The organism is Actinomadura sp. NPDC000929 (assembly GCF_040492065.1).
Taxonomy (GTDB): domain Bacteria; phylum Actinomycetota; class Actinomycetes; order Streptosporangiales; family Streptosporangiaceae; genus Spirillospora; species Spirillospora verrucosospora.
In genome coordinates this window covers 1-23917 of the sequence record NZ_JBEUPA010000088.1, presented here as the reverse complement: position 1 = coordinate 23917, position 23917 = coordinate 1, and the positions used below count along the sequence as shown (strand labels likewise).

Genomic DNA, 23917 nt, shown 5'->3' with positions numbered 1-23917 from the left:
CCGGGGACGCCGCGGGCCCTCCGCCGACCGAGAGGAGCGGCCGATGGAACCGCACGCGTCCGGGGGACCCCCCGAGTCGATAGCATCGAACCCCGTTGACCCCGACCCATCATCGCGAGGAGTACCCGTGTCCACCGTGTCTGAGCTGCGCATCACCCTCGACGGCAGCGAGCGGGCGGTGCCGGCGGGCACCACCGCGGGCCAGGCGCTGGAGGCCGACGGCCGCACCGTGATCGCCGCCCGCGTCAACGGCGAGCTGCGCGACCTCGCGGGCGAGCTGCGCGACGGCGACGCCGTCGAGCCGGTGCGGATCGGCTCGGACGACGGCCGGGCGATCATGCGCCACTCCGCCGCCCACGTGATGGCGCAGGCCGTCCAGGAGCTGTTCCCCGAGGCGAAGCTGGGCATCGGCCCGCCGGTGGAGAACGGCTTCTACTACGACTTCGACGTCCCCGAGCCGTTCACCCCCGACGACCTCAAGCGCATCGAGAAGCGGATGCGCGAGATCGTCAAGCAGGGGCAGCGGTTCGCCCGCCGCCCCGTCTCCGAGGAGGACGCGCGCGCCGAGCTGGCCGCCGAGCCCTACAAGCTGGAGCTGATCGGGCTGAAGGGGTCCGGCCCGGTCGCGGACGCCGCCGACGGCGCCGAGGTCGAGGTGGGCGGCGGCGAGCTGACCATCTACGACAACCTGGACGCCAAGTCCGGCGAGCTGCGCTGGAAGGACCTGTGCCGCGGCCCACACCTGCCGTCCACCCGGGTCATCCCCGCGTTCAAGCTCATGCGCTCGGGCGGCGCCTACTGGCGCGGCAGCGAGAAGAACCCGCAGCTCCAGCGGATCTACGGCACCGCCTGGGAGTCCCGCGACAAGCAGGACGAGTACCTGAAGTTCCTGGAGGAGGCCGAGAAGCGCGACCACCGCCGCCTCGGCGCCGAGCTCGACCTGTTCTCCTTCCCGAACGAGATCGGCAGCGGCCTCGCCGTCTTCCACCCGAAGGGCGGCGCCGTCCGCAAGGTGATGGAGGACTACTCGCGCCGCCGGCACGAGGAGGAGGGGTACGAGTTCGTCAACACCCCGCACATCACCAAGGGCCACCTGTTCGAGACCTCCGGGCACCTCGGCTGGTACAAGGACGACATGTTCCCCGCCATGGAGGTCGACGGCGGCGACTACTACCTCAAGCCGATGAACTGCCCGATGCACAACCTGATCTTCCGGGCGCGCGGCCGGTCCTACCGGGAGCTGCCGCTGCGGCTGTTCGAGTTCGGGTCGGTGTACCGGTACGAGAAGTCGGGCGTCGTGCACGGCCTCACCCGCGTCCGGGGCATGACCCAGGACGACGCGCACATCTACTGCACCGAGGACCAGATGGGCGAGGAGATCAAGCGCCTCCTCGACTTCGTCCTCGGCCTGCTGCGCGACTACGGGCTGAACGAGTTCTACCTGGAGCTGTCCACCCGCGACGAGTCCGACAAGTTCATCGGCTCGGACGAGATGTGGGAGAAGGCCACCGCCGCCCTGCGAGGCGCCGCCGAGTCCACCGGGCTCGACCTCGTCCCCGACCCGGGCGGCGCGGCGTTCTACGGCCCCAAGATCTCCGTGCAGGCCAAGGACGCGATCGGGCGCACCTGGCAGCTGTCGACCATCCAGGTCGACCCCAACCAGCCCGAGCGCTTCGGCCTGGAGTACCAGGCGGCCGACGGCACCCGGCAGCGGCCCATGATGCTGCACCGGGCGCTGTTCGGGTCGATCGAGCGGTTCTTCGGCGTCCTGCTGGAGCACTACGCGGGCGCGATGCCGCCGTGGCTGGCGCCGGTGCAGGCGGTCGGCATCCCGATCGGCGACGCCCACGTCCCGCACCTGGACAAGGTCGCCGCGCGGCTGCGCGAGCACGGCCTGCGCGTCGAGGTGGACGCCTCCTCCGACCGGATGCAGAAGAAGATCCGCAACGCCCAGAAGCAGAAGGTGCCGTACATGCTGCTGGCGGGCGACGACGACGTCGCCAAGGACGCGGTGTCGTTCCGGTACCGCAACGGCGAGCAGAAGAACGGCGTCCCGATCGACGAGGCGGTCGAGGAGATCGTCGAGGCCGTGCGGACCCGCGTGCAGGTCTGAGCCGGTAGCCTCATCGATCACGTTCGAGGACCGGGGAGTCAGCGGAGATGAAGTCCAGGAGGCCGGGGCGGCGGGGGCGGTCGCTCTGGCTCCGGATCGCCGGTTACACCGGCACCCTGGCGCTCGTCGCGGCCGCCGTCATCGTGCTCCTCATGCCCCTGATGGACGAGGGCACGAAGGGGGCCGCCGGCTCCGGGGGGCCGGCGGACCCGTCCGCGCCGGAGGCGGGGACGGGCCTCCCCGGAGGCGAGGGCCTGCCCGTCACCCCGACCGGTCCCGCACCGCAGCAGACCGGAGGCGACCGGCCCTATCCCGGCGGCGGGTCCGGCGGGTCCGGCGGCCCGGGCGGCGGACCGCAGGTCCCTTCCCAGAACGGATCGAGCGGCGGCGTCGGCGCCTGCCCGAAGGGGACGGCGTCCTACCGGGCCACTCCCACGGGCGTGGACGTCGTCATCGCGGTCTCCGCCAGCGGCGCGATCCGGGCGGAGCTGTCACTGCGCGGACGGGAGCCCACCGCCCAGCAGAGGACCGTGCGCACCGGCGGGCCGCAGACGTTCCACTTCACGGGCGTCGCGCCGCAGCTGGTCGAGCGCGTCAAGGTCACCACGATCTCGGTGGGGGGCGGGATGGAGAACTGCTACGCCCGTCCCGCCTGACGGACGTCCTCGACCGACACGTTGACGGCGGCGACCCGCGTGCCGAGCATCATGCCCGCCACCCGCGCCACGTTCGCCTTGACCTTCGTCGCCACGTCCTTGATCACGAGGCCGTACTCGACGGCGATGGCGACGTCCAGCGTGACCTCGTCGTCGTTCTGGACGACGCGAACGCCCGTGGCGGCGGGCTCCTCCCGGACGCTGAGGCCGGCGACGCCCTCCACCTCCAGCGCGGCGAACGCGGCGATCTTCCCGATCACCGCGTTGCCGATCGTGATGCGGCCGTCCACCGGCGCGCTGAGGTCGCCGGACGAGCCGTGCATGGTCATCGGCACCGCGTTCGGTCCCGACGACAGCACGCCCCGCGGGGGCGGCACCGGCTGCTGCGTCGCGGTCGCGGGAGGCGCGGACAGCGGCGCCCCCTGCGGCATCCCCGGAAGCGGCGCACCCGGGGACGAGATGTTCGGGGAGGGCACGCTCTGGGACGGCATGCCAGAGGACGGCACGCCAGGGGAAGGTGCGGCCGGGGAACCAGGGCCCTGCGACGGCGTGACGGGGGGAGGATCGGTCTCCGGGCGGCCGGCGGGCGCCCCGGGGAACCGCGGTCCGGGCCCGGCCCCCGGCCCCTGCTCGGCGTTCCCGGTCTGGCGCTTGTCGAGCCCGGTCATGATCGCTCCCTGCGGTTCGGTCGGGTGACCATGGTGTCGGAGCGACGCGCGGAACGTCACGCAGGCACCGGATCGCGGGCGCGTCCGAAGACCCGCCGACGGGCCATGCTAGGGGATCCCGGCTACAGCCCCGAGGGCGTCTCTCTCTATGCTGCTGGTCAGGCCGTGAACAAAAGGAGACCGCCGCCTTGAGCGCAGAGCCGGAGGAGTCCGTGGTGCAGCAGGGGCGCGAGGACGCGCCCGGGGCAGGCGCCGGGAACGAGCGCACGCCCCGCTTCGAGGAGGAGAGGGGCGGCGCCGGCACGCCCGACAACTTCCAGCGGCTGTGGACCCCGCACCGGATGGCCTACATCAAGGGCGAGAACAAGCCCACGGGCGCGGGCTCGGGCGACGGCTGCCCGTTCTGCGAGATCCCGAAGATGAGCGACGAGGACGGGCTCATCGTCGCGCGCGGGACGTCGGTGTTCACGGTGCTGAACCTCTACCCCTACAACTCCGGGCACCTGATGGTGGTCCCGTACCGGCACGTCGCCGACTACGCCGACCTCGAAGAGCCGGAGTACGTGGAGCTGGCGACGTTCACGCAGCGGTCCCTGACGGCGTTGCGCAAGGCCAGCGGCGCGCAGGGCTTCAACGTCGGCATGAACCTCGGTCTCGTCGCCGGCGCCGGCATCGCGGCCCACCTGCACCAGCACGTCGTCCCGCGCTGGGGCGGCGACACCAACTTCATGCCGGTCGTCGGGCACACCAAGGTGCTCCCGCAGCTCCTGCGCGACACCCGGCAGATGCTGGCCGACGCCTGGCCGCACGACTGACCTTCCGGCGTCCGCGCGCCGGCCGTCCTAGGCGGGGGGCACGGCGCGCCGCAGGCCCCCGTCGCCCGGCGCGCGGGAGGGGGCCTGCGAGACGCTCATCAGCTCCGAGACCGTGACGAACTCGAAGCCCTTGGCGCGCAGGCCGCGGATCATGGGGACGAGGTTGCGCAGCGCGACCAGGCGGTCGTGGTTGCCGGTGTCGTGGGCGAGCAGGATCGTGCCGGGCCCGGTGTTGCCGACGATGTAGTCCACCAGTGCCGGCGGGTCGTCCTCGTAGGTCTTCTCCAGCATCTTGATCGACCACAGCGCGATGTCGTAGTCGAACCGGCACGCGGCGCTCAGCGTGGTCCCGCCCAGGTGGCCGAACGGGGGCCGCAGGAACCGCGGCTCCTTCCCGACGATCCGCCCGATGGCGTTGTGGGCGCGCCGCAGCTGCTCCAGGGCCCGCTCGTCGGAGAGGCGCGACAGGTCCTGGTGCTGCCAGGTGTGGTTGCCGGCCTCGTGCCGGTCCATCCGCCCGTGCACGAGCCGCGCGTGCCGGACGAGCCGCTCCCCGACGAGGAAGAACGTGGCCTTGACCCGCTCGGCGTCCAGGATGTCGTGCACCATGGGCGTCCAGTTGGGCATCGGCCCGTCGTCGAAGGTGAGGGCGACGAGCTTCTGGGCGGTGTCGACGCCCCAGACCACGTCGACATGCGCGCTCCCGGGCCGCCACGGGCCGGCGATGGGCACCGCCATCGCCGACGACGGCGGGTTCCCGGACCCGACCACGGCGCCGACCGCCTCCGCCCCCGCGCCCAGCGTGACCGCTCCGGCGGCCGCCAGGCCGAACCCCTTGATGAACGCCCGGCGACCGGGGGCGGCCGGGACTCGGGGGTCGTCCACGTTTTCCATTGTGCGACCACGATGCCACCGCGGACCGGCCCTGATCATCGGTCCTGCGGCCGAATCGCGGGTCACCCTGCGGGATGAGCCCGGCTCCCCCCGAGGTCGCGTCCGCGGGCGCCGCGCGTCACCGCGGCGGAGGGGACGGGCGGGGCCCGGCCCGCGCCGGACCCCGTCCGCGGGCGTGCGGTCAGCCGTCCTTGCCGTCGGCGGCGACCTTGTCGGCGAGATGCGACGGGAGCGGCTCGTACCGCAGGAAGCCGCGGGTGAACGTGCCGGTGCCCTGCGACATCGACCGCAGGTCGATCGCGTACCGGACGATCTCCAGCTGCGGCACCTCCGCCTTGATCATCGTGCGTCCGCCGGGCACCGCCTGGGAGCCGAGCACCCGGCCGCGCCGCGAGGTGAGGTCGGACATGATCTGTCCCACGTACTCGTCGGCGATCAGCACCTCGACCTCGTCGACCGGCTCCAGCAGCAGGATCGGCACCCGGCCCGCCGCGTCCTTCAGCGCGAGCGCCCCGGCGGCCTGGAACGCCATGTCCGAGGAGTCGACCGAGTGGGCCTTGCCGTCGTGCAGCGTGACCCTGATGTCGACCATCGGGTACCCGGCGGACACGCCGCGCTCCATCTGCTGCCGGACGCCCTTCTCGACCGACGGGATGAACTGGCGCGGGACGACCCCGCCGACGATCTTGTCGACGAACTCGAAGCCCTCGCCGGAGGGCAGCGGCTCGACGTCGATGTGGCAGATGCCGTACTGGCCGTGCCCGCCGCTCTGCTTGACGTGCCGGCCGAGGCCCTTCGCCGCCCCGCCGAACGTCTCCCGCAGCGGGACGCGCAGGTCCACCCGCTCGACCTCGACGCCGTACCGGGCCCGCAGCCGTTCGATCAGCACGTCGGCGTGTGCCTCGCCCATGCACCACAGCACCAGCTGCCGCGTCTCGGCGTTGTTCTCCAGCCGCAGCGTCGGGTCCTCGGCGACGAGCCGGCCGAGCGCCTGGCTCAGCTTGTCCTCGTCGGCCTTGGACTTCGCGCGGATCGCGACCGGCAGCAGCGGGTCCGGCATGGACCAGGGAGCCATCACCAGGGGAGTGCCCGGATCCGACAGCGTGTCGCCGGTCTCGGCGCGCCCGAGCTTCGCCACCGCGCAGATGTCGCCCGCCCCGCACGACGCCACGGTGCGCTGCGTCTTGCCCAGCGGCGAGGTGAGCGCGCCGACGCGCTCGTCGACGTCGTGGTCCTCGTGGCCGCGGTCCTCCATGCCGTGCCCGGAGACGTGCACGGTCGTGTCGGGGCGCAGCGTCCCGGAGAAGACGCGGACCAGCGAGATCCGCCCGACGTAGGGGTCGGACGTGGTCTTGACGACCTCGGCGACCAGCGGCCCGTCCGGATCGCAGGAGATCTCCTTCGGGGGCCCGCCCGCCACGGGGGTCACCGGCGGGATGCCGTGTTCGAGAGGGGAGGGGAACGCCTGGGTGATGACCTCCAGGAGCTCCAGCATGCCGACGACCGGGCCGGGGTGGTCGCCGTGCGGCACCGACGTCGCGAGGACGGGGTAGAAGCTGCCGCGCGCCACCGCGGTCTCCAGGTCCTCGATGAGCGCCTTGACGTCGATCTCCTCACCGGACAGGTAGCGGTCCATGAGGGTCTCGTCCTCGCTCTCCTGGATGATCCCCTCGATGAGCGAGGCGCGCTGCTCGGAGATCTGGTCCAGGTACCGGGGATCGGGGTCGCACTCGGTGCGCTTCCCGGTCGAGTAGTCGAGGCAGCGCTGCGACAGCAGCCCGATCAGGCCCTTGAGGCCGTCGTCGCCCTGGGCCGGGAAGTACAGCGGCGCGACGCCCTCGCCGAAGACGTCCTGGCAGGTCATGACCACGTCGTCGTAGTCGCCGCGCTGCTGGTCGATCTTGGTGATGACGACCGCGCGGGGCATCCGCACCGCCGCGCACTCCTCCCAGATCATCCGGGTGAGCCCGTCGATGCCGTCCACCGCCGAGATCACGAACAGGGCCGCGTCGGCGGCGCGCAGCCCGGCCCGCAGGTCGCCGACGAAGTCGGCGTAGCCGGGGGTGTCGATGAGATTGACCTTGATGTCGCCGTGCGTCAGCGGCGCGAGCGCGAGGTTGACCGAGCGCTGCTGGCGCACCTCGACCTCGTCGAAGTCGCTGACGGTGGTGCCGTCCTCGACCTTCCCCGCCCGCTGCAGCGTGCCCGTGGCGGCGAGCAGCGCCTCGACGAGCGTGGTCTTGCCGGCCCCCGAATGGCCGACCAGCGCGACATTGCGCACCCTGTCGCACCCGTCGGCCTCCGGTGCCCTGCCGGGGGCTCCCGGGTGGCCTCCCTTGTCCGCCATGACTACCTCCTCGGACGGGCCTCTCGCGGAGGCCCGCGTGCGGCTGGGGCCCGGCCCCGCGGGCCCGGCCCTGACGTCCGAGTGCGGCGTCCGACCTCGTCCATCGCGCGTGACCGACGTCACACCCGTGTCAACAGCCTTTCCCGTGAGGGCCGGGATCACAAGGGGTGAACGGCAAACAACCGCGATCGGTCCGGGCCGCGGGGCGGCGGCCCGGGCGACCGGCCGCGCGTCCGCGGCGTGCGCACTACGATGGGCGCGCCGCGCGAGCGCCGGTCGCCCGCGGCGGGGCCGCTCCGGTGAGCACGACTCCCGGTGGCCGCGACTCCCGATGATCACGAGAACGGACGTCGATGCTCAACAAGATCAGGCCCGCGCTGGGGCGAGTCCTCACCCCCGTCGGACAGGCGGTCGCGCGGACCGGGGTCTCGCCGAACGCCATCACCGTCATCGGGACGATCGGCGTCGCCGCCGGCGCGCTCGTGCTGTTCCCCCGCGGGGAGTTCTTCTGGGGGACGATGGTCATCACCGCGTTCGTGCTGTTCGACATGCTCGACGGCGCGGTCGCCCGGGTCACCGGGAAGATCTCCGCGTTCGGCGCGTTCCTGGACTCCACCATGGACCGCGTCGCCGACGCCGCGATCTTCGCCGGGCTGATGATCGGGCTGTACCGGGCCGGGCAGGAGCCCCTCGCCGGGGTCGCCCTGTACTGCCTGGTCGCCGGGGTCGTGGTCTCCTACGCCAAGGCCCGCGCCGAGGGCCTCGGCTACACCTGCAACGTCGGCATCGCCGAGCGCGCCGAGCGCCTCATCGTCGTCCTGGTCGCGGCCGGGTTCGACGGGCTCGGCGTCCCCTACATCCTCGCCGTCGCCCTCTGGGGCCTCGCCGTGCTCAGCACCATCACCGTCGGGCAGCGGTTCGCGGCGGTGTACGCCCAGGCGAGGCCCGGCGCGGGCGCGGGGGCCGGGAACGGCGCGCAGAACGGAGCCGAGAAGACGCCGGAGCCGCGTCCATGACCACGCCCCGCCGCGCGGAGGCGCCGTCCCTTCGGGACGAGGTGACCGACGCCGTCTACGCCCTGGGCTGGACGGTCGTCCGCAAGATGCCGGAGAGCGCGGCGCGCCTGCTGTTCGCCGCGCTCGCCGACCGCACCTGGCACCGCTACGGCGGCGGCGTGCGGCAGCTGGAGAAGAACCTGTGCCGCGTGCTCGGCAAGGACGCCGTCGACGACGAGGTCCGCGTCCTCAGCAAGAAGGTCCTGCGCTCCTACTTCCGCTACTGGCTGGAGGTCTTCCGCCTGCCCGAGTACGACCGGGCGCGGATCCTCGGCCGGATGCGGGTCACCGGCGAGAAGAAGATCTTCACCAACCTCGACTCCGGGCGCGGGGTCATCCTGGCGCTGCCCCACATGGGCAACTACGAGCACGCGGGCGCGTGGCTGGTGCACAACGGCTACCCCTTCACCACCGTCGCCGAGCGGCTCGAACCCGCGTCGCTGTTCGACCGGTTCGTCGAGTTCCGCGAGGGCCTCGGGATGGAGGTGCTCGCGCACAAGGGCGCCTCCGCCTACGGGCGGATGGCGCAGCGGCTGCGCGCCGGGCGGCCGGTGTGCCTGGTCGTCGACCGCGACCTGACCGAGAGCGGCATCGACGTGGAGTTCTTCGGCGCCACCGCCCGGATGCCCGCCGTGTCGGCCGCGCTGGCCCTCCAGACGGGCGCCGCCCTCATTCCCGTGACACTCTGGTATGAGGGCGAGTACTGGGCGGCGCGGGTCCACGAGGAGGTCCCCGTGCCGGACGAGGGCGGCAGACAGGAGAAGATCCAGGCCATGACCCAGGACCTCGCGCGCGCCTTCGAGGAGGGCATCGCCGCCCACCCCGAGGACTGGCACATGCTGCAGAAGGTCTGGGTGGACGACCTCGCGGACGGCCGAAGATGAGGGCCGGCCGATGAAGGTGGGACTCGTCTGCCCCTACACCTGGGACGTGCCGGGCGGTGTCCAGCAGCACATCGGCGACCTCACCGAGGCGCTGATCGCGCTCGGTCACGAGGTGTCGGTCATCACGCCCGCCGACGACGACGCGGACCTGCCGCCCTACGTCGCGTCCGCCGGACGCGCCGTCCCCGTCCCGTACAACGGTTCGGTCGCGCGGCTGGCGTTCGGATTCCTGTCGGCCGGGCGGGTCCGGCGCTGGATCCGCGAGGGCGGGTTCGACGTCCTGCACGTCCACGAGCCCGCCGCGCCCTCGCTCGGGCTGCTCGCCTGCTGGGCGGCCGACGGGCCCATCGTCGGCACGTTCCACGCGTCCTACGAGAGGTCGCGGGCGCTGTCGGTCACCGCGCCGATCCTGCAGAGCGCCCTGGAGAAGATCACCGGCCGGATCGCGGTGTCGGAGGCCGCCCGCACCACCCTCGTCGAGCATCTCGGCGGCGACGCCGTGCTGATCCCGAACGGCGTCGCGACCGAGCGCTACGCGATGGCGGAGCCGCTGGCCGGCTGGCGCGGCCGCACCGGCACGCCGCCCGGGGGCGGCGACGGGGGAGCGCTCGGCTTCCTCGGCCGGATGGACGAGCCGCGCAAGGGCCTGCAGGTGCTGCTGCGCGCCTTCGAGGTCCTCGCCCGGGCGCGGCCCGGGCTGCGGCTGCTGCTCGCCGGCCCCGGCGACGCCGGCGACGTGCTGGCCCGGGTCCCGGCCGACCTCCGCGACCGCGTCGTCGTGCTCGGCTTGGTGAGCGAGGCCGACAAGGTCCGCGCCTACCACTCGGTGGACGTGTTCGTCGCGCCCAACCTCGGCGGCGAGAGCTTCGGCATCGTCCTCGCCGAGGCCATGGCGGCGGGCGCGCCCATCATCGCCAGCGACATCGAGGCGTTCGACCGCGTCTTGCGCGGCGGCCGGGCCGGGGTGCTGTTCCCGGTCGGCGACCACGAGGCGCTCGCCGCGGCGGCCGGGGCGCTGCTCGACGACCCGGCCCGCCGCAAGCAGCTGTCGGCCGAGGCGCGCGCGGCCGTGCGGACCTACGACTGGTCGTCGGTGGCCCGCGACGTGGTGCGGGTGTACGAGACCGTCACCGGCGGCCGCGTCCGCGTGGTCGAGTCCGGGCTCGGGGCGTAGGGGCGGCATGTCCTACGACTGGGTCATCGACGTCCTGTTCTGGATCGCCGTCGTCTTCCTGATCGCGGTGTACGTGTCGTGGCGCGCCACCCGTCTCGACCGGCTGCACGTGCGGGTCGAGACCGCCCGCGCCGCGCTCGACGCCGCGCTCGTCAGGCGGGCCGCCGCCACGCTGGAGCTGGCCGCGTCCCGGCTCCTGGACCCCGCCACCAGCCTGGTGCTGGCCACCGCCGCCCACGAGGCCCGCACCGCAGACGCCGAGGGCCGCGAGTTCGCCGAGAGCGACCTGTCGCGGGCCCTGCGCGCCGCCGTCGACCAGCCCGGGTTCGTCGACGCGCTCGACGCCCGGGGCGGCGGCGACGGCAGGGCGGTCCTGGAGGAGCTGTCGTCCGCCGCCGCGAAGGTCGCCTACGCCCGCCGCTTCTACAACGACGCCGTCTCCCAGGCCCGGATCGCGCGCCGCAAGCTGCTCATCCGCGTGCTCCCGCTCGCCGGGAGGGCCCCGCTCCCGGACTTCTTCGAGATCGACGACGACCCGCCCGGGATCTGACGGCCCGCGATCCGCCGGAGCCGCGTTGATCGGGGGAGCCCCGCGCGGCCGTACCACCGGACGGGCGAGCGCACGGGATCACGTTCGCTACCCTCTGGCAGATCGTCCAAAGGAGGGGTAGATCGTGCGATCTGTCTGGGACACCACCGTCCGGGGACGCGCGGCCGCGGCAATGGGCGTCCTCGTCCTCGGCGCCGGGCTGTCGGCCTGCTCGGGCTCGGACGGCGCGAAGCCGGCGCCGCCGCCGACGCCGAGCGCCACGGACGCGCCCCAGGCCGGCGGGACGCCGACCCCCGCGACGCATCCGTTCACCGGCGGCGCCAAGGGGCTGGGCAACCCCGTCCTCGCGGTCAAGATCGAGAACACCCGGCCCGCGCTCCCGCAGAGCGGCGTCTCGGCCGCCGACATCGTCTACGTCGAGCAGGTCGAGGGCGGCGAGACCCGGCTGATGGCGGTCTACTCCTCCAAGCTGCCGAAGAAGGTCGGGCCCGTCCGCAGCGCCCGCATCTCCGACCTGCACATCCTTCCGCAGTTCGGCCGTCCCGCCTTCGCGTTCTCCGGCGTCCAGAGCAAGATGAAGAAGTACATCCGCAAGGCGCCCGTGTACGACATCTCCCAGGAGAACGCGGGCGGCGCGTACTTCCGCTCCGGCGACAGGCGCATCCCGTACAACCTCTACGCCGATCCGAGGAACCTGCTGAAGCAGGCGCCGAAGGCCGCGAAGCCGCGCGACATCGGCTTCACCTTCGGGGACGCCCCCGAGGGCGGCAAGCCCACCCGGTCGTTCACCGCCCGGTGGCCCACCGCCACGATGGGCTTCACGTGGTCGGCCAAGCAGAAGCGGTGGCTCGCCAGCTGGGGCGGCACCCCCGACCGCGCCGCCGAGGGCGGGGTGCTCGGCGGTAAGACCGTCGTCGTCCAGTACGCCAAGACGACCCGCTCGAAGTTCCACGACTTCCTCGGCAGCTACACGCCGCTGATCCACACCACCGGCACCGGGCGCGCGGTCGTCCTGCGCGACGGCAAGGCCTACGGCGCCAAGTGGTCGCGTCCCTCCGAGGACAAGGGCACCACCTACACCACCGCCGACGGCAAGCCGATGAACTTCGCCCGCGGCCAGGTCTGGGTCGTGCTCGTCAACGAAGGAAAGCCCTACATCCCCTAGCCCGCCGCGCCTGGCGGCCCCCGCCCGTCACTCCGTAAGCGGCCGGCGCCCTCCGCTGACACTCTGCCGGGTCGAGAGGTCATGCGAGCAGGCAATAACATGGGAAAAAGACTTGTCGTCCGTCCACGTGAGGAATGCCCGTGTCCACTTCCACTCCCGCCCCTGACAACGCCGCGCCCGAGACCGGGACCGCCCGCGTCAAGCGCGGCATGGCGGAGATGCTCAAGGGCGGCGTGATCATGGACGTCGTCACGCCCGAGCAGGCGAAGATCGCCGAAGACGCGGGCGCGGTCGCCGTCATGGCCCTGGAGCGGGTCCCCGCCGACATCCGCGCCGAGGGCGGCATCTCCCGGATGAGCGACCCCGACATGATCGACGGGATCATCGCCGCGGTCTCCATCCCCGTCATGGCCAAGGCCCGCATCGGCCACTTCGTCGAGGCGCAGGTGCTGCAGGCCCTCGGCGTCGACTACATCGACGAGTCCGAGGTGCTCACGCCCGCCGACTACGACAACCACATCGACAAGTGGGCGTTCACCGTCCCCTTCGTCTGCGGGGCCACCAGCCTGGGCGAGGCGCTGCGCCGCATCACCGAGGGCGCGGCGATGATCCGTTCCAAGGGTGAGGCGGGCACCGGCGACGTCTCCAACGCCACCACGCACATGCGCAAGATCCGGCAGGAGATCCGCCGCCTGCAGAACCTGCCCGAGGACGAGCTGTTTGTCGCGGCCAAGGAGCTCCAGGCCCCCTACGAGCTGGTCAAGGAGGTCGCGCAGGCGGGCAAGCTGCCCGTCGTGCTGTTCACCGCCGGCGGCATCGCGACCCCCGCCGACGCCGCGATGATGATGCAGCTCGGCGCCGAGGGCGTCTTCGTCGGCTCCGGGATCTTCAAGTCCGGCAACCCGGCCCAGCGAGCCGAGGCGATCGTGAAGGCCACGACCTTCCACGACGACCCCGACGTGATCGCCAAGGTGTCCCGCGGTCTCGGCGAGGCCATGGTCGGCATCAACGCCGCCTCCCTCGGCGAGGACCAGAAGTTCGCCGGCCGCGGCTGGTAGCGCGGGGTTGCGTCCGCCCGGCCCGGGTGGCCGGGCGGATCGGTGGGTACCCCCTCCACACGGGCCGCCGAGAGGGTTTACGCTGACGGCGCGGCCGGAGGGGCGAGCCCTGGCCGGCGCCCGGCCGCGGGAGGGATGGAGCATGGCTTGGTCGGTCGCGCTGGCGTGCGCGAGCGCGGGTGAACCCGCCGAGGTGTTCCGGCCGGGCCTGGTGCCCGATCCGGACGCCGCCGCGAAGATCGCGCGCCGCCTGTATCCGGCGGCCTCCCTCACCGAGACCGGCGACACGGTCCTGGACTTCGCGCTCTGGCCCTACGAGGACGAGCTGTTCGTCGGCGCCTTCGAGCGGGCGCTGCTGCTGTGCGACCGGCGGCTGTTCTGCCTCGACGACGACGCCCGCCGCATCGCCGACACCGCCGCGGCGGCGCTCCCCGGCTCCCGCTGCGGCGTCCTCGTCCTGCACAACGTGATCCGCAGCTGCTGGTTCCGCTGGTACGAGTCGGGCGTGCTGCTCCGTGACGTGTACGTCACCGCAGAGGACGGCGTGGTCGTCGACCAGGGCGAGCGGCTGCCCGTCGAACGCCCCTTCTGGCGCGCCGTCGACGCGGGCGCCCCGGACGTCCCGCTCCCCTTCGACCCCGAGGAGTTCGGCCTCGCCCTGGCCGAGGAGCACATGTTCGGCCGCGGCATCGCCGACCGCGGCAAGGACGGCTTCCTCCCCCTGGAACTTCCGGTCCGCCGCTTCCGGCACGCCTGACCGACGCCTGGAGCGGAGCTTGCGGAGCGGAAGGCGTCGGTCAGGCCCCTGTTCTTGGGGGTGTGGGGTTCTTCCCACAGTGAAGTGTCCGACGTCTGGAGCGGAGCTTGCGGAGCGGAAGGCGTCGGTCAGGCCCTGTTCTTGGGGGTGTGGGGTTCTCCCCACACTGAAGCGTCCGGCGCCAGCGGGGCGTGCTGGGAAGATCAGCCAGGTCGTGGGGCGTTGTAAGGAACGTCTAGGGTTGAGACGTCTCCTGTGCCCCCGGAAGGTTTCCACGTGACTGCTGTGCCCACGATCGGTGTCCTCGCCCTGCAGGGCGACGTGCGCGAGCATGCGCGCGCGTTGGAGGAGGCCGGGGCGCGCACCGTGAAGGTGCGCCGCCCCGACGAGCTGGAACGGGTCGACGGGCTGGTCCTGCCCGGCGGGGAGTCCACCACCATGTGGCGGCTGGCGCGCTCGTTCGAGCTGCTGGAGCCGCTGCGCAAGCGGATCGAGGCGGGCATGCCCGCCTACGGCTCCTGCGCCGGCATGATCATGCTGGCGGACCGGATCCGGGGCGGTGTGGCGGGCCAGGAGACCGTCGGCGGGATCGACATGACCGTGCGGCGCAACGCGTTCGGCCGGCAGGTCGACTCGTTCGAGGCCGCCGTCCCGCTGACCGGTATGGGTGACACGCCGTACCACGCCGTTTTCATCCGCGCACCCTGGGTGGAGTCCGTCGGCGACGCCGTCGAGATCCTCGGACGCGCGGAGAGCGGGCCGAACGCCGGTAGGATCGTCGCCGTCCGCCAGGGGCGCCTCATGGCGACCGCGTTCCATCCGGAGTTGACAGGCGATTTCCGCGTGCACCACTACTTCGCCGATCTGGTGCGCCGGACGACAGAGGAGGATTGACAGATGTCCGGCCATTCCAAATGGGCGACGACCAAGCACAAGAAGGCGGCCCTCGACGCCAAGCGGGGCAAGCTCTTCGCCAAGCTGATCAAGAACATCGAGGTGGCGGCCCGGACGGGCGGCGGCGACCCCGACGCGAACCCCACCCTCTACGACGCCATCTACAAGGCGAAGAAGAACTCGGTCCCGAACGACAACATCGAGCGCGCCCGCAAGCGGGGCGCCGGTGAGGAGGCCGGGGGCGCCGACTGGCAGAACATCACCTACGAGGGCTACGCCCCCGGCGGTGTCGCCGTGCTCATCGAGTGCCTGACCGACAACCGCAACCGGGCCGCCTCCGAGGTCCGCGTCGCCCTGACCCGCAACGGCGGCTCCCTCGCCGACCCGGGCTCGGTCTCGTACATGTTCAACCGCAAGGGCGTCGTGATCGTCCCCAAGGCCGGCACCAGCGAGGACGACGTCATGATGGCCGTCCTGGACGCCGGGGCCGAGGAGGTCAACGACCTCGACGAGGAGAACTTCGAGGTCGTGAGCGAGGCCGGCGACCTGGTCGCGGTCCGCTCGGCGCTGGTGGACGCCGGGATCGACTACGAGTCGGCGGAGAGCAAGTTCCTGCCGAGCGTCACCGTCCCGCTCGACGAGGACAACGCCAAGAAGGTGTTCCGGCTCCTGGACGCCCTGGAGGACTCCGACGACGTCCAGGAGGTCTACGCCAACTTCGACGTGAGCGACGAGGTCATGGCCTCCATCGACGCCTGACGCCCCGTCGTCCCGCGAACGCCGCCGCCCGCCCGGGTGCGGCGGCGTTCCCGTCGGCGCCGTCGCATACGGTCTGGATCATGGAGATTCGCGCTCTGGCACCAGACGAGGCGGACGCCGTCCGCGACATCCGCGCCCGCGCCTTCGGGCCGTTGTCCGACGAGGTGTGGGCGCGTCGGTCCCGGCTGGTCCGGCAGGCGGCGGAGGCGGGGAGGCAGTTCGCCGGCCTCGACGGCGGCGCGGTCGTCGCCACGGGGGCGCTGCTCGACATGACGCAGTGGTGGCACGGGCGGGCGGTGTCCACGGCCGGCGTCAGCGCGATCACGGTCGCGCCCGAGGAGCGCGGGCGGGGGCTCGGCCGCCGCCTGGTGTCCGACCTGCTGGGGCGGTGCGCCGATCTCGGTCACCCGCTCGCCATGCTGTATCCGGCCACGACGCGGCTCTACCGGTCGCTCGGCTGGGAGCACGCGGGGGGCTGGCACCACGTCGACCTGTCCACCGAGGCCCTGCGCACGATCGCGGCCGAGCGGGTCCCCGTCCGCAGGGCCGGGCCCGGCGACGCCGCCGAGGTGGCCGCCGTGGTCGGCCGCGTGCACCGGGCCGCGCGCGACTGCGGCCCGGTCGGCTGGCCGGAGGCGAGGTGGCGCGAGCACCTCGGTGGCCCGGACGCCTACCACTACCTGGCCGAGGACGGGTTCCTCTCCTACCGCTGGGCGGAGGGCAACGCCGGGCTGGAGGTCGAGCGGCTCGTCGCCTCGTCCGAGCGGACGCTGAGGGCGCTGTGGGCGATCGTCGGGTCCGGTTCGTCCACGGCCGAGTCGGTGCGGGCCTGCGTGTCGCCGATGGACCCGGTGCTGTGGCTGCCGCGCGAGCGCGAGCAGGAGACCGTCCACCGCTCCCAGTGGATGCTGCGGGTGGTCGACGCGCCCGCGGCGATCGCGGCGCGCGGCTACCCCGCCGGGGTCGCCGCGGGCGTCCCGCTGGAGATCGACGATCCGCTGCGTCCGGCGAACTCGGGCCACTGGCGCCTGGAGATCGAGGGCGGCGAGGGGCGGCTGGAACGCTCCGCCGCCGGCTCCGGCGCCGTGCGCCTCGGGCCGCGCGGCCTGTCGGCCCTCTACTGCGGGATACCGGTGCCGACCCTCCGCCGCGCCGGACTGCTCCAGGGCGGGGACGCGGAGGCGCTCGGGGCCGCGTTCGCGGCCACGCCGTTCTCGCTGGACTACTTCTGACCGGCCACGCGGATTGATAGCGTGGGCGGCCGAACAGATGATCGAAGGAGCGGCCGTGCGGGTGATGGGGGTGGACCCCGGCCTCACCCGGTGCGGGGTCGGGGTCGTCGAGGGCGCCCCGGGCAAGCGGCTGCGGCTGGTGCACGTGTCGGTCGTGCGGACCGCCCCCGACGAGGACCACGCCCTGCGCCTGCTGGGCGTCGAGACGGGCATCGCGGCCGTCATGGACGAGCTGCGCCCCGACGCCGTCGCCGTCGAGCGCGTGTTCTCCCAGCACAACGTGCGGACGGTGATGGGCACGGCCCAGGCCGCCGGGATCGCGATGCTGCTGGCCGCCCGGCGGGGCCTGCCCGTCGCGCTGCACACCCCCAGCGAGGCCAAGGCCGCCGTCACCGGGAACGGCCGCGCCGACAAGGCGCAGGTGACCAGGATGGTGACCCGGCTGCTGTCCCTGGAGACGGCGCCGAAGCCGGCGGACGCCGCGGACGCGCTCGCCCTGGCCATCTGCCACGTGTGGCGCGGGGGAGCGCAGCGGCGGCTCGCGCACGCCCAGCGGTCGCGGATCGAGGAGGCGGCCCGGGCCGAACGGGACCGGCTCGCCGCCCGGAGCAGAGGAGGAAGCGTCAAGTGATCGCCTTCGTCAGCGGCCGGGTGGCCGCCGCCGGGCCCGACGGGGCGGTGATCGACGTGCACGGCGTCGGCCTCTCGGTGCAGTGCAGCCCCGCCACGCTGGCGGGCCTGCGGGTCGGGGAGGAGGCGCGGGTGCCGACCTCCCTCGTCGTCCGGGAGGACTCCCTCACCCTGTTCGGGTTCGCCGACGACGACGAGCGCACCGTCTTCGAGCTGCTCCAGACCGCCAGCGGCGTCGGGCCCCGCCTCGCCCTGGCGATGCTGGCGGTCCACTCGCCGAACGCGCTGCGCCGCGCCGTGTCCACCGAGGACGTGACGGCGCTCACCAAGGTGCCCGGCATCGGCAAGAAGGGCGCGCAGCGCATCGTCCTGGAACTGCGGGACCGCCTCGGCGGCCCGGTCGGCGACGACGGCGGCGACCTGCGGGCGCCGGCCCGCGCCGAGCCGTGGCGCCAGCAGGTGCAGATGGGCCTGGTCAACCTCGGCTGGTCGGCCAAGGACGCCGACGCCGCCGTGGACGCCGTCGCCGCCGAGCTCGACGGCGGCGAGACGCCCCCGGTCGCGGCGCTGCTGAGGTCGGCCCTGAAGAAGCTGAGCAGGCAGTGAGGGAGCCAGGGGAGGCGCAGGGAGCGGGGATGAGCGGGACCGACGAGACCGAGCGGCTGGTGTCGGCCGACGCCGGCGGGGTCGACGAGCAGCAGATCGAGGCCGCGCTGCGGCCGAAGAAGCTGGCCGACTTCGTCGGCCAGGAGCGGGTCCGCGAGCAGCTCTCGCTGGTGCTGCACGGCGCGCTCGGGCGCGGCCGGACCCCCGACCACGTGCTGCTGTCGGGCGGGCCCGGCCTCGGCAAGACCACCCTCGCCATGATCATCGCCGCCGAGCTGGGGCAGCCGCTGCGGATCTCCTCGGGTCCGGCGATCGAGCGGGCCGGCGACCTCGCGGCCGTGCTGTCGACCCTCGCCGAGGGCGAGGTGCTGTTCCTGGACGAGATCCACCGGCTGGCGCGGCCCGCCGAGGAGATGCTCTACATGGCGATGGAGGACTTCCGCGTCGACGTCGTCGTGGGCAAGGGCCCCGGGGCGACGGCCATCCCGCTGGACATCGCCCCCTTCACGCTGGTGGGGGCCACGACGCGGGCGGGCATGCTGCCCGGCCCGCTGCGCGACCGGTTCGGCTTCGTCGCGCACATGGACTTCTACGAGCCCGCCGAGCTGGAGATCATCGTCCGCCGGTCCGCCCGGCTGCTGGACGTGGAGATCTCCGATGACGCCGCCGCCGAGGTCGCCGGGCGCTCGCGCGGCACGCCCCGCATCGCCAACCGGCTGCTGCGCCGCGTCCGCGACTACGCCGAGGTGCGCGCCGACGGCGTGATCACGCGGGAATCGGCCCGCGCCGCCCTGGCGTTGTACGAGGTGGACGAACGGGGCCTTGACCGGCTCGACCGTTCCGTCCTGGAATCGCTGATGCGCAAGTTCGGCGGCGGACCCGTGGGTCTGTCGACGCTGGCCGTGTCGGTGGGGGAGGAGCCCGAGACCGTCGAGGTCGTCGCGGAGCCGTTCCTCGTCCGGCAGGGCCTGCTCGCCAGGACCCCGCGGGGAAGGGTCGCCACCGCCGCGGCGTGGGCGCACCTGGGGCTTCCCCAGCCGCCGACGGCGCCGATGGCGGGCACGCTGTTCGACCTGGACAGGGATGCCGGCGGGGCGGAATAGTGATCATCTGATAACGGGTTGGGAACTTCCCGGCGTCGCCGATCGTCGCCTCGTTGCCGGGGTCTCGCGTACTCTCTAGACTCCGGGACTTGGTTCACCGTCTCCAGCCGGCGGTCCCGTTGCACGTGACCGGTCTGGTCACAGGCTGGGCAAACGACATCGGAAGGATGCCCCAGTAATGGGCAGCGACATTATTCTCGCGGCGGGCTCGGGTGGTAGCGGGTCCTTCAATCTGCTCCTGCTTCTCGCCGTGCCACTGGTCTTCTACTTCCTGCTCATCCGGCCGCAGAGCAAGCGCCGCAAAGAGCAGATGCAGATGCAGAACGCCATGGAACCGGGCGCTCGCGTCCTGACGACCAGCGGCATCCGCGCGACCGTCGTGGCGGTCGACGACGACGGCATCGTGCTGGAGATCGCCGACGGCGTCGAGGTCCGGTTCGTCAAGCAGGCCGTCATGCAGGTCCTCAAGGACGACGAGCCCGAGGAGCTCGACGACGAGCACGACGAGGACGCCGAGGGCGAGGACGAGGACGGCGACCGCGTCGACCTGTCCAAGGACGGCTCCGAGGTCGACCTGTCCAAGGACGGGGACGACGAGGCCGCGGACACCGCGGGCGAGGACGGCGAGCCGGAGTCCAAGCCGAAGGGGAAGGCGAAGGTCGAGGCGGGCGACAAGCCCGCCTGACCCCTCTCACGGCGACGATACGACGGGAAGTACGACGACAAGTGGCTCCGCCCAAGAATGCGCCCAAGCCCGGGCGCACGCTCCTCGCGCTCTTCGCGATCATGGTGGTCATGGCCGGTCTGGCGGTCTGGCAGGGGCAGACGAAGCCCAAGCTGGGCCTCGACCTCGCCGGCGGCACGACCGTGACGCTCACGGCCAAGACCGCGAACGGCAAGAATCCCCCGGCGAACCAGATGGACCAGGCCGTCAAGATCATGACGAAGCGCGTCAATGGTCTGGGTGTGTCCGACGCCGAGGTCGCCAAGCAGGGCAGCAACAACATCGTGGTGAACGTCCCCGGTGAGGGGCAGGGCCGCGTCGTCAACCTGATCGGGACGACGGCCAAGCTGCAGTTCCGCCAGGTGTTCGCGGTGGCCGACGGGAAGCCGTCGACCGGGGCGGCGCCCACCCCGTCCCCCAGCCCCTCCAAGAGCGCGGGGGCGAAGAAGGACGGGGGCAAGAGCCCGTCGCCGTCCGCGTCGGCCTCCCCCTCGGGGAGCGCGTCGCCGTCGGCGTCGTCCACCCCGAGGGGCCGGGCGCTGTCGGGGGCGATGACCGCCCCGACGCCCAAGCCGTCCGGGTCCGCCGCGCCGTCGCCGTCGTCGCCGCTGGGCCAGCCGTCGGCGCAGCCCACGGCTCCCGCGCAGGAGTACCCGGGCGTCACCGACAAGGCCGTGATCAGCCAGTTCGAGGCGCTGAACTGCTACAGCGGCGACCGGCGGGCCCCGGGGTCCAACGACCCGAACCGCAAGTTCGTCGCCGCCTGCGACCAGGACCAGGAGAGCGGCCAGGTCGCTAAGTACATCCTCGGCCCGGTCCGGGTGCTGGGCGAGAGCGTCTCCTCGGCGAGCGCGATGCCGCCGAACGCCCAGCAGGGCCAGGCCAGCTGGTCGGTCTCGCTGAAGTTCAACGGCACGGGCGCCCGCCAGTTCGGAGAGGTCACCACCGCCGCGTCCCAGGCCTACCAGCAGAACCCGTCCTCGCCGCAGGCGCAGGTCGCGATCGTGCTGGACGGCCAGGTCGTGTCCGCGCCCAGCATCCGCGAGGGCGCCATCACCGGCGGCACCGCCAGCATCGACGGTCCGCCCGACAGCTTCAACCAGCAGTACGCCACCGACCTCGCCAACGTGCTCAAGTACGGGGCGCTGCCGCTGGAGTTCAAGCAGAGCTCCATCGACGAGGTGTCGTCCACGCTGGGCTCCGACCAGCTGACCGGCGGGCTGGTCGCCGGCGCGATCGGGCTCGGCCTGGTGGTGCTCTACTGCCTGTTCTACTACCGGGGCCTCGGCCTGGTGGCCGTGACCAGCCTGGTCGTGGCGTCGGCCATCACCTACGAGGCGGTGGTGATCCTCGGTGAGGGGATGGGCTTCCGGCTCTCCCTGCCGCACATCATCGGCCTGATCGTCTCCATCGGCATCACCGCCGACTCGTTCATCGTCTACTTCGAGCGGCTGAGGGACGAGCTGAGGGCGGGGCGCAAGCTGCGCTCGTCGGTGGAGAACGCCTGGAAGCGGGCGCGGCGCACCATCCTCGTCGCCGACGCCGTCACCTTCCTCGCGGCCCTGGTGCTGTACTTCCTCGCGGTCGGCGGCGTGGCCGGGTTCGCGTTCGCGATGGGCCTCACGACGCTCATCGACGTCATCGTGGTGTTCTTCTTCACCAAGCCGATGGTCGCGCTGCTGGCGCGCACGAACTTCTTCGGACGCGGGCATCCGATGTCCGGACTCGATCCGAGGCGCCTGCACAAGGCGCAGGACACCTCCGCCCCAGCCGCCCGCACGACGAGCCAGGAGGCCTGAGCATGGGAACGCGTGCGGCCATCTCCCGGATCTACCGGGGCGAGATCAGCGCGGACATCGTCGGCCGTCCGAAGATCTGGTACACGATCTCCGGGCTGCTGCTGGCGCTGTCGATCGCGGGCCTGCTGGTGCAGGGCCTGAACTTCGGCGTGGAGTTCAAGGGCGGCTCCGTCTTCACCTTCAAGGCGCCGAGCGCCTCGATCGAGCAGGTGCGCGGCGCCGTCGCCGACGGCGGCCCCCACCAGGTGATCGTGCAGAAGGCGGGCGGCGACTGGCGGGTCACGACCGAGAGCCTGTCCTCCGACCAGGTCACCGAGGTCAAGACGAGCGTCTCCAAGGAGCTGACCGTCCCCGCCGACAAGGTCAGCACGCAGGTCGTCGGCGCCTCGTGGGGCGGTGAGATCCAGAAGAAGGCCTGGCAGGCGCTGCTGGTCTTCATGGTCTTGATCATCGCCTACCTGTCGGTGGCGTTCGAGTGGCGGATGGCCGTGGCCGCGGTGGTGGCGCTCGTCCACGACCTGGTGATCACGGCGGGCATCTACGCCTGGTCCGGCTTCGAGGTGACCCCGGCCACGCTGCTCGGCTTCCTGACGATCCTCGGTTACTCGCTGTACGACGCGGTCGTCGTCTTCGACATGATCAAGGAGGTCACCAAGCCGCTCGGCCCGACCTCCCGGACGACCTACAGCGAGGCGGCCAACCAGGCGCTCAGCAGCACCCTGGTCCGCTCGCTGAACACCTCCCTGGTGGCGATCCTGCCCGTCGGCGCGATCCTGTTCATCGGGACGACCCTGTTCGGCGCCGGCACGCTGAAGGACCTGTCGCTCGCCCTGTTCGTCGGAATGATCGTCGGCACGTACTCCTCGATCTGCGTGGCGACGCCGCTGCTCGTCCAGTTCAAGGAGCGCGAGCCGAAGTACAAGCAGATCCGGCAGAACATCGCCCGGCGCGAGCAGAGCTCGAAGCGGTCGTCGAAGGCCAGGGTCAAGGCCGGGGCCGGCGCCTCCGCCGCGACGGAGGACGACCTCTCCGACGACGCCGCCGACGCCGGTGAGGACGACCGGCAGGACACGCCCGACATCCGCAGCACGGTCACCGTGCGGAAGGTCGTGCAGAGCGGGTCGCGGCAGCAGCCGAAGCGCGGGTCGCGGCAGCAGCGCCGCGGCGGCAAGTAGGGCGGGGAGCGAGTGGACCTCGGCAAGCTGATCCAGGAGCGGATCCGCGACATCCCCGACTATCCCAAGCAGGGGGTGATGTTCAAGGACATCACCCCGCTGCTGGCCGACCACGTGGCGTTCGCCGGGGTGGTCGACGCCGTGGTGAACCACCACGGCCGCGGCACCATCGACAAGATCGTCGGTATCGAGGCCCGCGGGTTCATCCTCGCCGCCCCCGTCGCCTACCACTTCGGGGCGGGCTTCGTCCCGGTGCGCAAGAAGGGGAAACTGCCCTCGGCGACGGACGCGGAGACTTATGATCTCGAGTACGGGAGCGAGACGATCGAGATCCATCTCGACGCCTTCGAACCCGGTGACCGGGTACTGATCGTCGACGACGTCCTGGCCACCGGGGGCACGGCCAGGGCCGCCGCCGAACTCGTCCGGCGGGGCGGCGGAGAAGTCGTCGGGCTGTCGGTCCTCCTTGAGCTGTCGTTCCTGCACGGACGCGACAAGCTGGGGAATCTGGACGTTCATTCCCTGGTTACGGTCTAGTACGAAATAGGGCCGGATACACTGACGCCATCAGGGTCCGGCGGGAACGGGCGCGGCCCGCACGGAACGCGCGGTGCAGTGCCCGGGTGGACTAGGGAGGCTGGGTGCCAGGTGAGGTGGTATCGACCGACGCGGTGAACACCGCCGCCGAGGAACGGCGCGCGCCCCCACCGCCCGACGTCCGGCCGCCCGAGCCCGACGAGCCCGCCGCGCGGACGCCCGCGTCCGGGGGCGGCCCCCCCCCCCCCGCCCGGGGGGGGGGGGTGCCCCCCGGCGCGCGCGCGGCCGGCCCCCCGGCCGGGGCGGGGGGGGCCGGGGCGCG

23 protein-coding genes are annotated in these 23917 nt (G+C 72.5%); 20 read left to right on the top strand and 3 right to left on the bottom strand.

From position 1 onward, the window contains the following. Positions 1 to 127 precede the first annotated feature (127 nt). The gene (thrS, locus tag ABWI04_RS26620) at positions 128 to 2113 is read left to right on the top strand and encodes a threonine--tRNA ligase (protein ID WP_345179084.1); all 1986 of its coding nucleotides are present in this window, start codon (positions 128 to 130) and stop codon (positions 2111 to 2113) included. Between the two features lie 47 nt (positions 2114 to 2160). Then, on the top strand, positions 2161 to 2769 hold the full coding sequence (locus ABWI04_RS26615) for a hypothetical protein (protein ID WP_353834143.1): 609 nt from the start codon (positions 2161 to 2163) through the stop codon (positions 2767 to 2769). Here ABWI04_RS26615 and ABWI04_RS26610 read toward each other — a convergent pair. Further along, positions 2751 to 3437, bottom strand: coding sequence for an Asp23/Gls24 family envelope stress response protein (locus tag ABWI04_RS26610; protein WP_345179082.1), 687 nt, complete (start codon positions 3435 to 3437; stop codon positions 2751 to 2753). The genes ABWI04_RS26615 and ABWI04_RS26610 overlap by 19 nt on opposite strands. Positions 3438 to 3625: 188 nt before the next feature. Here ABWI04_RS26610 and ABWI04_RS26605 point away from each other — a divergent pair, with 188 nt between their 5' ends. Next, positions 3626 to 4252: an HIT family protein gene (locus ABWI04_RS26605; protein WP_378187775.1), complete on the top strand. Its 627-nt coding sequence runs from the start codon at positions 3626 to 3628 to the stop codon at positions 4250 to 4252. Between the two features lie 27 nt (positions 4253 to 4279). Here ABWI04_RS26605 and ABWI04_RS26600 read toward each other — a convergent pair whose 3' ends face one another. Together ABWI04_RS26600 and ABWI04_RS26595 are read right to left on the bottom strand one after the other, a co-directional pair. Continuing rightward, complete coding sequence (locus ABWI04_RS26600; RefSeq protein WP_345179081.1) at positions 4280 to 5137, bottom strand: polysaccharide deacetylase family protein; 858 nt, start codon at positions 5135 to 5137, stop codon at positions 4280 to 4282. A gap of 190 nt (positions 5138 to 5327) precedes the next feature. After that, entirely contained in the window at positions 5328 to 7493 is a 2166-nt protein-coding gene (locus ABWI04_RS26595) for an elongation factor G-like protein EF-G2 (protein ID WP_353834142.1), read from the bottom strand. 353 nt (positions 7494 to 7846) lie between these two features. Here ABWI04_RS26595 and pgsA point away from each other — a divergent pair, with 353 nt between their 5' ends. From pgsA to ABWI04_RS26510, 17 genes are all read left to right on the top strand, one after another. Then, positions 7847 to 8509 (top strand): phosphatidylinositol phosphate synthase, encoded by a 663-nt coding sequence (pgsA, locus tag ABWI04_RS26590; RefSeq protein ID WP_345179078.1) that lies wholly within the window; start codon positions 7847 to 7849, stop codon positions 8507 to 8509. Next, positions 8506 to 9432 carry a phosphatidylinositol mannoside acyltransferase gene (locus ABWI04_RS26585; RefSeq protein WP_345179077.1) on the top strand — a complete coding sequence of 309 codons (927 nt, stop codon included), beginning with the start codon at positions 8506 to 8508 and terminating at the stop codon, positions 9430 to 9432. The genes pgsA and ABWI04_RS26585 overlap by 4 nt, the downstream gene beginning before the upstream one ends. 10 nt (positions 9433 to 9442) lie before the next feature. Next, complete coding sequence (locus ABWI04_RS26580; RefSeq protein ID WP_345179075.1) at positions 9443 to 10606, top strand: glycosyltransferase family 4 protein; 1164 nt, start codon at positions 9443 to 9445, stop codon at positions 10604 to 10606. A gap of 7 nt (positions 10607 to 10613) precedes the next feature. After that, positions 10614 to 11156 carry a LemA family protein gene (locus ABWI04_RS26575; RefSeq protein WP_345179071.1) on the top strand — a complete coding sequence of 181 codons (543 nt, stop codon included), beginning with the start codon at positions 10614 to 10616 and terminating at the stop codon, positions 11154 to 11156. 124 nt (positions 11157 to 11280) lie between these two features. After that, a complete protein-coding gene (locus tag ABWI04_RS26570) occupies positions 11281 to 12321 on the top strand; it encodes a DUF3048 domain-containing protein (protein ID WP_353834141.1) in 1041 nt (346 codons plus the stop codon). 134 nt (positions 12322 to 12455) lie between these two features. Beyond that, positions 12456 to 13379, top strand: a complete 924-nt coding sequence (gene pdxS / locus ABWI04_RS26565; RefSeq protein ID WP_345179069.1) for a pyridoxal 5'-phosphate synthase lyase subunit PdxS — start codon at positions 12456 to 12458, stop codon at positions 13377 to 13379. Between the two features lie 142 nt (positions 13380 to 13521). Continuing rightward, entirely contained in the window at positions 13522 to 14136 is a 615-nt protein-coding gene (locus ABWI04_RS26560) for a DUF6928 family protein (RefSeq protein WP_345179066.1), read from the top strand. Positions 14137 to 14412: 276 nt separating this feature from the next. Further along, complete coding sequence (gene pdxT, locus ABWI04_RS26555) at positions 14413 to 15030, top strand: pyridoxal 5'-phosphate synthase glutaminase subunit PdxT (RefSeq protein ID WP_345179065.1); 618 nt, start codon at positions 14413 to 14415, stop codon at positions 15028 to 15030. A gap of 3 nt (positions 15031 to 15033) precedes the next feature. After that, positions 15034 to 15789 carry a YebC/PmpR family DNA-binding transcriptional regulator gene (locus ABWI04_RS26550; RefSeq protein ID WP_185024089.1) on the top strand — a complete coding sequence of 252 codons (756 nt, stop codon included), beginning with the start codon at positions 15034 to 15036 and terminating at the stop codon, positions 15787 to 15789. 80 nt (positions 15790 to 15869) lie between these two features. Next, positions 15870 to 17021 carry a GNAT family N-acetyltransferase gene (locus tag ABWI04_RS26545; protein ID WP_353834140.1) on the top strand — a complete coding sequence of 384 codons (1152 nt, stop codon included), beginning with the start codon at positions 15870 to 15872 and terminating at the stop codon, positions 17019 to 17021. Between the two features lie 55 nt (positions 17022 to 17076). Then, positions 17077 to 17652, top strand: a complete 576-nt coding sequence (gene ruvC / locus ABWI04_RS26540; protein ID WP_345179216.1) for a crossover junction endodeoxyribonuclease RuvC — start codon at positions 17077 to 17079, stop codon at positions 17650 to 17652. After that, entirely contained in the window at positions 17649 to 18257 is a 609-nt protein-coding gene (gene ruvA, locus ABWI04_RS26535) for a Holliday junction branch migration protein RuvA (RefSeq protein ID WP_353834139.1), read from the top strand. The genes ruvC and ruvA overlap by 4 nt, the downstream gene beginning before the upstream one ends. A 29-nt stretch (positions 18258 to 18286) precedes the next feature. Continuing rightward, positions 18287 to 19360 (top strand): Holliday junction branch migration DNA helicase RuvB, encoded by a 1074-nt coding sequence (ruvB, locus tag ABWI04_RS26530; protein WP_345179060.1) that lies wholly within the window; start codon positions 18287 to 18289, stop codon positions 19358 to 19360. Between the two features lie 178 nt (positions 19361 to 19538). After that, positions 19539 to 20045 (top strand): preprotein translocase subunit YajC, encoded by a 507-nt coding sequence (gene yajC / locus ABWI04_RS26525; RefSeq protein WP_345179059.1) that lies wholly within the window; start codon positions 19539 to 19541, stop codon positions 20043 to 20045. 110 nt (positions 20046 to 20155) lie between these two features. Further along, complete coding sequence (gene secD / locus ABWI04_RS26520) at positions 20156 to 21883, top strand: protein translocase subunit SecD (RefSeq protein ID WP_345179058.1); 1728 nt, start codon at positions 20156 to 20158, stop codon at positions 21881 to 21883. A 2-nt stretch (positions 21884 to 21885) separates the two neighbouring features. Continuing rightward, positions 21886 to 23058 (top strand): protein translocase subunit SecF, encoded by a 1173-nt coding sequence (gene secF / locus ABWI04_RS26515; RefSeq protein ID WP_345179055.1) that lies wholly within the window; start codon positions 21886 to 21888, stop codon positions 23056 to 23058. Positions 23059 to 23070: 12 nt separating this feature from the next. Continuing rightward, entirely contained in the window at positions 23071 to 23595 is a 525-nt protein-coding gene (locus tag ABWI04_RS26510) for an adenine phosphoribosyltransferase (protein ID WP_345179054.1), read from the top strand. Positions 23596 to 23917 lie beyond the last annotated feature (322 nt).

What these genes read in the sequence shown, in the direction of transcription:
- ABWI04_RS26615 (WP_353834143.1), top strand. Translation starts at nt 2,161, where the DNA reads ATGAAGTCCAGGAGGCCGGGGCGGCGGGGGCGGTCGCTCTGGCTCCGG.
- ABWI04_RS26580 (WP_345179075.1), top strand. Translation starts at nt 9,443, where the DNA reads ATGAAGGTGGGACTCGTCTGCCCCTACACCTGGGACGTGCCGGGCGGT.
- ABWI04_RS26575 (WP_345179071.1), top strand. Translation starts at nt 10,614, where the DNA reads ATGTCCTACGACTGGGTCATCGACGTCCTGTTCTGGATCGCCGTCGTC.
- ABWI04_RS26585 (WP_345179077.1), top strand. Translation starts at nt 8,506, where the DNA reads ATGACCACGCCCCGCCGCGCGGAGGCGCCGTCCCTTCGGGACGAGGTG.
- secF (WP_345179055.1), top strand. Translation starts at nt 21,886, where the DNA reads ATGGGAACGCGTGCGGCCATCTCCCGGATCTACCGGGGCGAGATCAGC.
- ruvB (WP_345179060.1), top strand. Translation starts at nt 18,287, where the DNA reads ATGAGCGGGACCGACGAGACCGAGCGGCTGGTGTCGGCCGACGCCGGC.
- pgsA (WP_345179078.1), top strand. Translation starts at nt 7,847, where the DNA reads ATGCTCAACAAGATCAGGCCCGCGCTGGGGCGAGTCCTCACCCCCGTC.
- pdxS (WP_345179069.1), top strand. Translation starts at nt 12,456, where the DNA reads ATGCCCGTGTCCACTTCCACTCCCGCCCCTGACAACGCCGCGCCCGAG.
- ABWI04_RS26550 (WP_185024089.1), top strand. Translation starts at nt 15,034, where the DNA reads ATGTCCGGCCATTCCAAATGGGCGACGACCAAGCACAAGAAGGCGGCC.
- ABWI04_RS26595 (WP_353834142.1), bottom strand. Translation starts at nt 7,493, where the DNA reads ATGGCGGACAAGGGAGGCCACCCGGGAGCCCCCGGCAGGGCACCGGAG.
- ABWI04_RS26560 (WP_345179066.1), top strand. Translation starts at nt 13,522, where the DNA reads ATGGCTTGGTCGGTCGCGCTGGCGTGCGCGAGCGCGGGTGAACCCGCC.
- ABWI04_RS26545 (WP_353834140.1), top strand. Translation starts at nt 15,870, where the DNA reads ATGGAGATTCGCGCTCTGGCACCAGACGAGGCGGACGCCGTCCGCGAC.
- ABWI04_RS26610 (WP_345179082.1), bottom strand. Translation starts at nt 3,437, where the DNA reads ATGACCGGGCTCGACAAGCGCCAGACCGGGAACGCCGAGCAGGGGCCG.
- secD (WP_345179058.1), top strand. Translation starts at nt 20,156, where the DNA reads ATGGCCGGTCTGGCGGTCTGGCAGGGGCAGACGAAGCCCAAGCTGGGC.
- yajC (WP_345179059.1), top strand. Translation starts at nt 19,539, where the DNA reads ATGGGCAGCGACATTATTCTCGCGGCGGGCTCGGGTGGTAGCGGGTCC.